This window comes from Anditalea andensis, assembly GCF_000714815.1.
In the GTDB taxonomy this organism is placed as follows: domain Bacteria; phylum Bacteroidota; class Bacteroidia; order Cytophagales; family Cyclobacteriaceae; genus Anditalea; species Anditalea andensis.
The window spans coordinates 58,961-70,552 of the sequence record NZ_JMIH01000011.1 but is presented as its reverse complement, the minus strand read 5'-3'; the positions used below and the strand labels follow the sequence as shown (position 1 = coordinate 70,552).

The following is an 11,592-nucleotide window of genomic DNA, read 5'->3' as shown; positions in this document are numbered from 1 at the left end:
ATGAAAATTATAAAAATGCTAATTATAGGAGCAATATTAATATTCAGCTCCTGCCATGATAGATTAGAAATTGCCCCCCGTGGAGTGCTTAGTGAGAATCAGATAAATTCGCCTGCCGAAGCAGAAGGTTTTGTTATTGCTGCTTACTCTACTTTAGGAAATGATGAAATAAACCGGCCGTTCAATTTATGGCCTTATGGAAATGTAAGGGCTGACGATTCTTATAAAGGAGGTAGGGATCCCGGGGATGGGCAGGGATTTCATTTTATAGAAACATTTACCAATATAAGGCCTGACATGTGGGAATTAGATGGTATGTGGTTTCATTTATATATAGGTGTCAGACGAACTAATGATGGTTTAAGAATCATGGATGGATTCACTCAAGAAGAGTATCCTGAGGTAAACATAAGGAAAGCAGAATTGAGATTTTTAAGGGCCCATTATTATTTTAATTTGAAAATTCTTTTTAACAGAATACCGTACATTGATGAAAACGTTTTAGCTGAAGATTATAAATTAATCTCAAACGTAGAATATTCAAGTGAAGAGCTATGGCAAAAAATAGCAGATGATTTTGAGTTTGCGTCTCAAGTTTTACCCACAGTGCAACCACAGATAGGTAGAGCTACAAAAGGTGCTGCATTAGCCTATTTGGCTAAAACAAAACTTTATCAGGCATATGAGCAAAATGATAATTATGAAGTGGTAAACATCAACCAGGTTCAATTGCAACAAGTAGTAGAGGCTGTTGATGAATTGATTGCTTTAGGAAATTATAGTTTAGAACCTGATTTTGCCAATAATTTCTTGCCTGGCCCCTATGAAAATGGGAGGGAATCTATTTTTGCAGTACAATATTCTACCAATGACGGTGTGGGACGTGGAAGACTTAATCATGGTGCAATGCTTACCGTTCCCCAAGGCTTAGGATGCTGTGATTTTCAAAAGCCATCTCAAAATTTGGTGAATGCTTACCGTACCGATAATGGAGGAATTCCTCTCTTTTCAACATATAATCAAACCAATGTAGATTTCGGCAACGAAACTATAGATCCGCGCCTGGATCATACTGTGGCCCGCCCAGGTGTTCCCTGGAAATATGAATCAAATTTATTGATCACCGAAAGCTGGAGCAGGACTCCTGAAATATACGGCTATTATAATTCCTTAAAAGAAAATATATCCCCAAATGATGAGGGGTTTGTAAACGTGGATCCCTTTTATGGGAATACCAAGGCCAGAATAGTATTACGATATGCTGATGTCCTATTATTCAAGGCTGAAGCATTAATTGAATTGGGTAGACATGCTGAAGCATTGCCTATTATCAATAAAATTCGTCAGAGAGCTGCTTTAAGTACCGGTAGATTGGTAAATGAATCAGGGGCTTCTTTGGCTAATTACAACGTAGCCGTCTATTCGTCAGGTGTTAATATAAATTGGGATCAAGATACTGCCAGGGAAGCCCTTAGATTTGAAAGGCGATTGGAGATGGCTATGGAAGGAAGTCGATATTTTGATTTGGTTCGCTGGGGAATATCCGGCAATGTTATGAATGCTTACTTTAATGTTGAAAAATCCAGAAAGCCATTTCTACAAGACGGAAATTTTACTCCTGCAAAGCACGAATATCTTCCTATTCCTCAAAATCAGATTTTTTGGAGTGAGAATAGGTATGTACAAAACAAAGGATATTAAAACTTTAGTCTCAAAGACAAGTAAATATGGACTATAAAAGCTTTAAGACATGCTGCCTTCTGATTGTGTTGTTTTTTTATACAGATTTTGTTGTTGGACAGTATAGTGAGAAATATAGGCCACAGTTCCATTTTAGTCCCCAAAAAGGCTGGATTGGAGATCCTGATGGTTTAGTATTTTCCCAAGGCATATACCACCTATTTTGGTGGGGTCATGCTATTTCGGAAGATATGGTTTATTGGGAGGAATTAGCTCACCCTATGAAAGGGGATGATAACTCATTTTCCTATTTTTCCGGATCTGTGGTGGTAGATAAAAAAAATACTGCAGGGTTTGGAGATAATAGTATGGTGGCAATTTACACCAGACATTATCCTGGGGATTCTCTCCCTGAAGCTCAGGCTATTTCAGTGAGTAATGATGGAGTATCCTTCCAATATTACGATAAGAATCCGGTATTGGAAACTGGAGAGATATTCTTTAGGGATCCCCAGGTATTTTGGTACCCTCCCCAGCAAAAATGGGTAATGGTAGTGTCGCTTCCCGATAAACAGGTTATTGAGCTATATGAATCCAAAAATTTAAAGGAGTGGGTATACATGAGTGACTTTGGTCCTTTTGGTGCGCAAAGCGAATTTTGGGAATGCCCTGATTTATTTCAGCTGAGCATTGATGGAGATAGCGCTAATAAGAAATGGGTGATGCTGATAGGTCAAGGGCCTAATAGGGTTCAATATTTCCTTGGAAACTTTGATGGGGAAAAATTTACTTTGGACACAAATACTGAAGAACATTTACTCAAAGGAACCGGTCTCAACGGAAAGTTATTTGAAGGATTTGATGGACTGGATTTTGGGGAATGGGAAGTTCAGGGGGATGCCTTTGGCAACTCCCCGACGGCAATAAATACCTCCAACAGTTTAGGTAACAGCCATGCCAAATCAAATAATACAAATTATAAAGAAGGTAAACTTATTTCTCCTGAATTCACCATTGAACATAATGCCATCAATTTTTTGATAGCGGGGACTGATCTTTCCGGTCAAACAGGTATCAATTTGATTATTGACAATGAAATAGTGAAATCTACTTCCGGTGACAATGATGATGTGTTTAGATGGAAAGGCTGGGATGTCCATCATTTTAAAGGTAAAAATGCGCTTATTGAAATCGTACATTCTGGGTCTTCTGAGAAAGATTTCATAGCCATAGATCATATCATGTTTTCTGATGTTTTAAAAAATCATCGGTTGGAACATGCACTTTGGCTTGACTTCGGCCCAGATTTCTATGCAGGACGTACATGGAGGGACATTGATGAAACCTCTGACCGCATAACTATATTAGGCTGGATGGGGAATTGGGACTATGCAAACCTAGTGCCATCGGATTGGGGAAAAGGATTCCAATCTATTCCCCGGGATATGGCCTTAAAAACATTTGAGGATGGTATAAGGATAATTCAAAATCCTATCCCAGAATTACAAAAACTCCGAAAGAAATATCAGCAGCTGTCTAACTTAAATATAGAAGGGACTACCTCAATTGAAAGTTTTTCCCCATTAAAAAACATGTATGAGCTAGATATCACTTGGGACACCAGCTTGAATGATTCTATTTTTGGGTTGAACCTATTAGTAGGAGAAGGGAGAAAATTGGGTGTTTCATATAATCCGGTAACTCAAAACTTAAACATTGACAGAACCAATTGTACTGATTATGTTTCGAATTCCGAGTTTAATGAAGTGTTTCCGACCACTATGTCAGCAATAGTAGCACCTGTAGACAACATGTTGCGCCTACATATATTAGTAGACCAGTCTTCTGTTGAAATTTTCACCAATCATGGGGAAATCGTCTTTAGTTTATTGACTTTTCCCAATGAACTACAGACAGGAATTGAGTTTTTCTCCAATCATGGGATATCAAGAATTGCTGATTTTAAAGCATGGGAATTAGCATCAATTTGGGAAAATAAAAATAAAAACATAAACAAAAACAAGTAAAACTGCTACCAAAATACATCAATTTAATATGATAAAAACACTGTATAAAACCAAAACGAGGATCTACTCAGCTATCCACTGATATATCAGCCATCATTCTTAAAATGATTTTACCTGAAGGGGTAAAAATTTCCCCTTCTATTAAAACTGCATTACCTTTATCGATAGAGCAGAATTTAGCTCATAAAGTTTTTAAACAGAATTTTATAAATAGCCAAATTTTAACATACTGACTTAAAAATATGAATTCGAGCATGATGCAAGAAACATACACCGGAATGGTTATAAACATGCATGATTCCATATTACCGTTGAATAACAAATTATAAAAACATGAAACTATCAAAATTATTTTATATCCCTTTTATTATCATTTCATCATATTCATGTTCTCAGACTAAATCAAATTCTACTAATGTTGAAGATGGTTATAGTGAGGTGAGCACTGAACCTTTCCGTCCCCAATTCCACTTTACACCAAAGGAAAATTGGATGAACGATCCCAATGGAATGGTATATTACGACGGAGAATACCACCTCTTCTACCAATACTACCCTGATGGTACAGAATGGGGCCCTATGCACTGGGGCCATGCCATCAGTACTGATTTAGTAGATTGGGAAGAGCAAGACATTAAGCTTTATCCGGATGAACTGGGGTATATTTTTTCAGGGAGTGCAGTCGCAGACCACCATAATACCGCTGGTTTTAAGACAGGGGAAGAGACTCCTTTAGTGGCGATATTTACCCATCACCATGAGGAAAAGGGTCAGGTACAAAGTCTGGCCTATAGCAATGATAAGGGAAGAACCTGGGAGAAATACGAAGGAAACCCGGTATTGCCCAATCCGGGTATTGCAGACTTCCGGGATCCTAAAGTTTCATGGCATGAGCAAAGCGAAAAATGGATCATGGCTTTAGCAGTAAAGGATGTCATTCATCTGTATTCTTCAAAAGATTTGAAAGATTGGTCATTGGAAAGTGAATTCGGTAAAGGCATTGGAGCTAAAGGTGGCGTTTGGGAATGTCCTGATCTGTTTGAATTAGCGGGAGATGATGGGCAATCCAAATGGGTAATGTTCATCAGCATCAATCCGGGTGCACCAAACGGTGGTAGTGGTACACAGTATTTTACCGGGGATTTTGATGGTATCACCTTTACTCCAGAGCATCAAGAAGAAAAATGGCTGGACTGGGGAACAGACAACTATGCCGGGGTGACCTGGGCGAATATCCCAGATAAAGATGGTAGGACTTTGTTCATAGGCTGGATGAGTAATTGGGATTATGCTAACATTACCCCTACTCAAAAATGGAGAAGCGCCATGACCATCGCAAGAGAATTAAAATTAGTACGGGATGGCGGAGAAAACATAGTGGCAAGTCTTCCTGTAGGCGAGTTTTATGAAATGCTGGAAGAGGTAACAAGTGCGGAATCATTTGATAAAGACCAGACCATCGCCCTTGCAGGCAAAAAAGGATTTGTAATCTCTCTCAAAGACATATCTCTTGGAGAAAATGAGTCATTTAAACTGGTCAATGAGTCGGGGGAGAATATAACCATACAATTTGACAACGCCAATCAAAAAGTCTATCTAGATAGATCACAATCAGGAAAAGTAGATTTTCATGAGGCCTTTGCCAGCGTTCAGGAAATGCCTCTTAGGAAAAAATTATATAAAATCAATATGGATATCGTGGTAGATGCCTCTTCAGTAGAGGTTTTTATCAATGAGGGGATGTATGTCATGACCGCCCAGGTATTTAATACAAACCCTTTTACTAGATTTGAAGTACATTTGAGTGAAAATAGAGAGGGTGACTCAGGAATGGTCAGAATTTATGAAGCTCCCGCCATAAGATAAATTAAAGCAAGTTGGAGCATGCTCCATCTTGCTTTTCCCAACATAATGCATGAAAGTATTCGTCGGCTTATATCCAAATTATCTAATTATTATAGCTATGGTCCTGGGGGTCTTTGGCTGTTCAACGGGTCAAGAGAATCAGGACTATCCTTACAAAATAGGCTTTTCTCAGCTTACAGGAGATGATGCATGGAGGCAAACCATGCATAGGGAAATGGTAGGAGAGTTGCTTTTTTATCCGGGAGCCAGCCTAGATATCAGGGATGCCAACTACAGTAATGAAAAACAGATCCAAGATATTGAGCAATTTATAGAGGAAGGGGTAGACTTGTTGATTATCTCTCCCAATGCCATTGAACCCATTACATCGGTGGTAGAAAAAGCATATCTGCAAGGCATCCCGATTATACTCGTAGATAGAAAAATAGATAGTGACCTTTATACCTCATATATCGGGGGGGATAATCATGCTATCGGAGAAGTCGCTGCCAATTATTTGGTGTCCCTGCTAGGGAGCAGTGGGAGAGTGGTTCAGATTACAGGTGATCTAGCTGCTTCAGCAGCCCAGGAAAGAAAAGCAGGATTTGAAAAAAAATTACAGGAGATTTCCCAAATTGAGATAGTGGGAGAAGCCAATGGTTACTGGGTAGAAGATAGGGCCAGGAAAGCCATACAGAATTTGCTGAGAGATAATCCTCCATTTGATGCCGTATATGCCCATAATGATGTAATGGCTAAAGCCATCAAACAAGAACTTTCCCTACTTCCGGCCTTTCAACAGGTAAAAGTCTTAGGCGTAGATGGGTTGCCTGGCCCTGAGGGCGGGGTTGCCGCAGTTCTCGATGGACACATTGATGCGACTTTTTTATACCCAACGGGAGGTGATTTAGCTATTAAAACCGCAATTGATATCCTTACCGGCCAGCCTATAAAAAAAGAATACATTCTTCAAACAGCAGCAATTGACTCCACCAATGCACGTGTACTTGCCCTACAATCTGAACAGCTCTTTGGGCAACAATCTAAAATAGAGCATCAGAACAAATTAATAAGTGATCAACTCTTACGTTTTAATGCCCAACAGACCATTTTATTACTGATCGGAGCATTATTGTTGATTTTTCTAGTTCTTTCTCTTATCATCGTTAAAGCCTACAGATCAAAATTAAAAGCCAATGCCAAACTAAACAAGCAGAATCTAGCTATAGAAAAACAACGGAGAGAATTGGCTGAAAAGCATGAGTCCTTAATTCTTCTTAACAACCGATTTGAAGAAGTGACCAGGGCCAAGATGGTTTTCTTTGCTAATATATCCCACGAATTCAAAACTCCTTTGTCTTTGATATTGAGCCCGGTAGAAAAGTTATTGTCCAGGCCGGATCTTTCCTATCAAGATAAGCAAACATATTTACTCATATATAAGCATGTAAATATGTTACAAAGATTGATCAACCAATTATTGGATTTTCGTAAGATCGAAGATGATAAAATGGGTATGGTCATCAGCCCAATTCCTTTTTCCTCCTTTCTAAAAAATATTTTTAATTCTTTTTCCCACCATGCCCAAGTAAAAAAAATCAATTATTCATTCCGGGCGGATTTAAGAGAAGATCTACTTTGGCTAGACCAGGATAAAACGGAAAAAATCTTTTACAATTTAATATTCAATGCCTTTAAATTTACCGGAAAAGGCGGAACAATATCCGTAGAAATTTCCGAAGAACCGGATAAGGTCAATATTGAGATCATGGACAATGGTGAAGGAATTGCTGATGTTGAGGCGATTTTTGAAAGATATTATCAAGTAAATACCAGTTCCTTAGGTACAGGCATTGGTCTTTCACTATGCAAGCAATTTACTGAGATGCAAAAAGGGCATATTTTTGCAGAAAGCCAAAAGGACGTAGGAACTGTCATTTCAATCAGCTTCCTTAAGGGGAAAAGTCATTTTAAGGGATTAAAAAGTGTCAGCTTTAAAGATGACTTCTCTGATAGTAATGATATAAAGGAATTATATGCTGAAAATTCACTTTTTGAATATAATGAAAAAGAAGTGGCTCTACCGTTAATTGATGATGCCAAGCCGGTGTTATTATTAGTAGAGGATAATGATGACCTAAGGACATACCTTAAGGGTAATCTTTCCAGGGATTTTAAAATTTTAGAGGCTTCAAATGGAACAGAGGCTTTACTGATCCTTCATGGTGAAACGGCAGACATCATCTTGTCAGATGTGAAAATGCCAGAAATGGATGGATTCCAGCTTTGTGAAGCCATTAAAAAAGATATTAATTTCAGCCATATTCCGATAGTGCTTTTGACAGCTAAATCAGAAGAAGAGAGTAGGTTGATCGGTATAGGTTTAGGGGCAGATGCTTATATCAGCAAACCCTTTAATTTGAATTTAGTATCACTGCGACTGAGGAAAATGGTGGAAAACAGAGATAATTGGAAGAAGGCCTTTCAAACAAATCTGCTGCTAACCGAGAAAAAAGAGGGAGAAGCAGCTATGAGAAAACTTTCCAAAACTGATGTGAACTTCCTCAATCAAGTAATAGATATTTTAAACCTGAATTTAAACAATTCCCAATTTGGGGTGGAGGAGCTATCTGAAAAGGTGGGGATTTCACGAATACAGCTATACAGAAAAGTAAAAAGCCTTACAAATTATACCCCAAATGAATTCATCAAAACTTTCAGACTCAAAAAAGCTAAAGAGATGTTGGAAGAAAAGAATTTTAATATCAATGAAATTTCTATGGAAGTAGGCTTTAGCAATCCTTCCTATTTCACCAAGTGTTTTAAGAAGCATTTCGGTTATATTCCTAGTGATGTATAACCATTATATTCATGGGGAAATACCATAATTTTGGATAATTGAGGGCAAAAGGAATTACAGTCCAGAAAGTCCTTACATTATTATATTCTCAGACTTGGCATCAATATATCTATAATGATCGGATTACCAACATGTAAGTGAGCATTCCATGGATCATCCCTAATCAGTTTAGTTCGGCACATAAACGGTGATAGTTTTGTTATCTGTATTATTTCCCTCTTCTATTTGATAAATACTCCTTTCTGACCTAAAAACTCTTAAAAAATATTGTCACTACCACACCTTCAACCATCCCCGCACACTATTTAAACTTTGGTGTAGTACCCCAGCTAACTACCCTTATCAAGTTGATTCAATCAAAAAACAAAAATTGGCGGATTATAAACAACTTGATTTTTTCACAAACGATAAGAGGTATCTTATTAATTAGATATCCGAAGCGGTGGTCTCTAGGCTAGCTCCTAATCGAAATTCTCCCCAAACAGATGATGAACTCATCCAGGTCCTCAAAGCTCTTGAACAGATCCAGGCCTACCATCATTACTGGCGCATGAATCTATGCACCACCTCTGCCCAGCCCCACTTTGGCAAGAGAGCGCATACCCTTCCAGTCATTGATGAAGCCCAACCTCAAAGCTTCCCTGAGCGTTCCGGCAAAGCGGGTAGCTGCCTTAAACTTGCTCCAGCCTGCCAGTTATAGTTTAGTAGGGCTGGAATGGTCAGGACGAACATATTGCCTGACAAAGGGGATCCTGTCGACGGAGTAATAAACGTTAGGGCCCTTTTTGCCTTTGAGTCCTGCTCACGAATGGATGCATTAGCCATATCGATGCTTCGTTGGTTGAAAGTTTTATAAAAAGCAATCCCTGAGTAGCCCTATGGAGTTAAAAAGAATAGTATATAACTCATGGGTCCGTTTTTTATGATAAATAAACCTTCTATGGATAATACGGTATCATTTAGTTTTTAAAACCATATATAATAATGGTTTAGTCTTGTTTGTTTTCTTTTTTTTTAATTTGCTTTATTAATGTTTTATTGCTTATTACATAAAAATACGGAGTGAGAATGGAGTGATAACGGACAGTGACTGGAGTAAAGGTGAGTATTAGTAATCTTTAGGATACAGTGTATATTGATGTTAATCCTAGCAAATACCTATCGAAGAATGCTTTTCTCTCTTTTCGGAAAAAAACCTCAAGAATTTAGAAGCCGCAGTTTGGAGTTCAGGAATCACAAATCCATTGAATGCAATCAAATAAATTATTTAACCCCTATTTTCTAAAAAAAACGTTGATTTAGATTATTATTGGTTTTGAAACAGGATAATGTACCCTCCACTTTAGTTGATAACAAAGACCGTTTCCCAGTCAAAGTCCGATTCTCTGGGATGCCTGTGATGTAGACAAAGGCATTTTCATGGACCATGAAGGGAAGCTGTGAGATGAATTATACGTCGGTGAATCAGACATATTTGTAGCGGGAAAGTACAAGGGCAAAGAAAAACTCTTTTGCCCTCTTATGGAAGGTGTTGCGCATTTTGTACTCCCCGAAATCTACCTGGCCCTGTCTGATGACAGTCTCCTTACTGATCTGCCGGATGGAAAATCCATCTATGTATAGGTGGTGATTCTCGAAATAAACCATAAATTTGTCCAAATCCACATTCTTCATACCCTAGTTTTGGTAAATCGGCAAATACTCCAAAATCCCTTAGGGTATGCCCTTAGAGATTATTGATGGTGCATGGATGATGCCGAATATGCTGCATTCTTAATTTACCGAAATTGATGCGGTTTTAATAATCCGTTACATAAGGCTGGGAGTCAGTCGGTCTTGAGCTGATTAATGAAGTGTCATATTATTTAAAATCTAAAAAAACTATGGTCGATGATCAAATCTTAATTGATAACTTCTTCGGGAGATGTGAGCCTAAGTTGACTGAACAAATCACGCAACATTTAATGCCTCATATAAAAGTGATTCGACCTGCTAAAAAGCAAATCATTATTCGTGAAAATCAAACCAATAGTTTTGCCTATTTTATCATTCAGGGGGCCGCAAGGAGTTACTATTTGCAAAATGGGGTAGAGGTGAACACATGGTTTGCATTTGAAAATGAGGTGGTAGGTTCTCTAAGAAATTACAATGATTTGCCCTCAAGAGAGACAGTTGAATTGCTTGAAGACAGCGTTCTGATTGCATTTAATATGGTAGGGATTAAGCCATTAATGCTAGCACACCTGGAAGTATCTTCTTTTGTCAATCCTGTAATTGGAGACTACGCAGCTTATCTCGAAGACAGACTGTATTACACTCATTTAAGATCAGCTCACGACCGGTTTACAACCATTATGTCCCAAAGGCCTGAAATTTTTAACCGTGTTTCATTGACGCACATTGCTTCCTTTATTGGTGTTTCCAGAGAAACCCTGAGCCGTCTCCGTGCCAGATGATTTTGTGACTTATATCAAATGATTGCACCTGATGATGGAATAAGTTTGCACATATAATTTCTGTGAAAACTTAATTCCTATGAAGTCAATAATATCTTTTAGCATCATGCTATTTTTTTCCTACTCATATGCTTATGCGCAGGAGGAAGAAAAGTATCAGTTTGGAATAAAAGCCGGGGTAAACTATGCAACACTTTTTGGTAAGGACGCCTTTCCAGAAAGCGATAGGAAAGTAGGGTATTCGTTTGGAGTTTATACGAATTATAAACTATCCCATAACTTTAAAATTCAGCCTGAAATTATTTGGTCCTTGCAAGGTGAGGAGACCGAAAATAAAACAAGGTACAATATCTCATACATCAATATCCCGATAATGTTGAAATGGCTGAAGGACAGATACTATTTCGAATTGGGCCCACAACTTGGTGTATTAACAATCCATTCAAACAGCTCGGTACCGCATGATATACGGCTGGATAATTTTGACACCTTTGATTTGCTGATCAATGTCGGATTGGGGTATGAAGTTGCTGAGGATTGGAATATTGGCATCCGATACAGCCATGGCCTCACAAATCTAGTAAATGGCTTAGATCTGAAAAATAGTGTTTTCTATATTGGGTTTTCATACAGGATCCACTAGTTGATCATTTACTGATGGTTTTAATTCATGCATCAAATTTCGATGGTAAGCGAAAATACCAAAAAGGGAATAGTGATCAGT

8 protein-coding genes are annotated in these 11,592 nt (G+C 38.2%); 7 read left to right on the top strand and 1 reads right to left on the bottom strand.

Translation table 11 applies throughout. The features are described 5' to 3' along the window. From EL17_RS02480 to EL17_RS02460, 5 genes are all read left to right on the top strand, one after another. Nucleotides 1-1,701 carry a RagB/SusD family nutrient uptake outer membrane protein gene (locus EL17_RS02480; protein WP_035069650.1) on the top strand — a complete coding sequence of 567 codons (1,701 nt, stop codon included), beginning with the start codon at nt 1-3 and terminating at the stop codon, nt 1,699-1,701. Between the two features lie 26 nt (nt 1,702-1,727). Next, complete coding sequence (locus EL17_RS02475) at nt 1,728-3,707, top strand: glycoside hydrolase family 32 protein (RefSeq protein WP_035069647.1); 1,980 nt, start codon at nt 1,728-1,730, stop codon at nt 3,705-3,707. Nucleotides 3,708-4,040: 333 nt separating this feature from the next. Then, the gene (locus EL17_RS02470) at nt 4,041-5,573 is read left to right on the top strand and encodes a glycoside hydrolase family 32 protein (protein WP_051719754.1); all 1,533 of its coding nucleotides are present in this window, start codon (nt 4,041-4,043) and stop codon (nt 5,571-5,573) included. Nucleotides 5,574-5,622: 49 nt separating this feature from the next. Then, a complete protein-coding gene (locus tag EL17_RS02465) occupies nt 5,623-8,412 on the top strand; it encodes a hybrid sensor histidine kinase/response regulator transcription factor (protein WP_051719753.1) in 2,790 nt (929 codons plus the stop codon). 442 nt (nt 8,413-8,854) lie between these two features. Continuing rightward, nucleotides 8,855-9,112, top strand: a complete 258-nt coding sequence (locus EL17_RS02460; protein ID WP_035069644.1) for a hypothetical protein — start codon at nt 8,855-8,857, stop codon at nt 9,110-9,112. A 764-nt stretch (nt 9,113-9,876) separates the two neighbouring features. On the opposite strand, the gene EL17_RS02455 is transcribed toward EL17_RS02460, so the two are convergent. Then, complete coding sequence (locus EL17_RS02455; RefSeq protein ID WP_035069641.1) at nt 9,877-10,086, bottom strand: hypothetical protein; 210 nt, start codon at nt 10,084-10,086, stop codon at nt 9,877-9,879. A 290-nt stretch (nt 10,087-10,376) separates the two neighbouring features. On the opposite strand from EL17_RS02455, the gene EL17_RS02450 reads away from it, so the two are divergent. Beyond that, complete coding sequence (locus EL17_RS02450; protein ID WP_164674920.1) at nt 10,377-10,868, top strand: Crp/Fnr family transcriptional regulator; 492 nt, start codon at nt 10,377-10,379, stop codon at nt 10,866-10,868. Between the two features lie 79 nt (nt 10,869-10,947). Continuing rightward, nucleotides 10,948-11,511, top strand: coding sequence for a porin family protein (locus EL17_RS02445; protein WP_084166097.1), 564 nt, complete (start codon nt 10,948-10,950; stop codon nt 11,509-11,511). Nucleotides 11,512-11,592: the final 81 nt, after the last annotated feature.

Coding starts and splice junctions, on each gene's coding strand:
- EL17_RS02480 (WP_035069650.1), top strand. CDS start 1: ATGAAAATTATAAAAATGCTAATTATAGGAGCAATATTAATATTCAGC.
- EL17_RS02475 (WP_035069647.1), top strand. CDS start 1,728: ATGGACTATAAAAGCTTTAAGACATGCTGCCTTCTGATTGTGTTGTTT.
- EL17_RS02470 (WP_051719754.1), top strand. CDS start 4,041: ATGAAACTATCAAAATTATTTTATATCCCTTTTATTATCATTTCATCA.
- EL17_RS02465 (WP_051719753.1), top strand. CDS start 5,623: ATGAAAGTATTCGTCGGCTTATATCCAAATTATCTAATTATTATAGCT.
- EL17_RS02455 (WP_035069641.1), bottom strand. CDS start 10,086: ATGAAGAATGTGGATTTGGACAAATTTATGGTTTATTTCGAGAATCAC.
- EL17_RS02450 (WP_164674920.1), top strand. CDS start 10,377: ATGCCTCATATAAAAGTGATTCGACCTGCTAAAAAGCAAATCATTATT.
- EL17_RS02445 (WP_084166097.1), top strand. CDS start 10,948: ATGAAGTCAATAATATCTTTTAGCATCATGCTATTTTTTTCCTACTCA.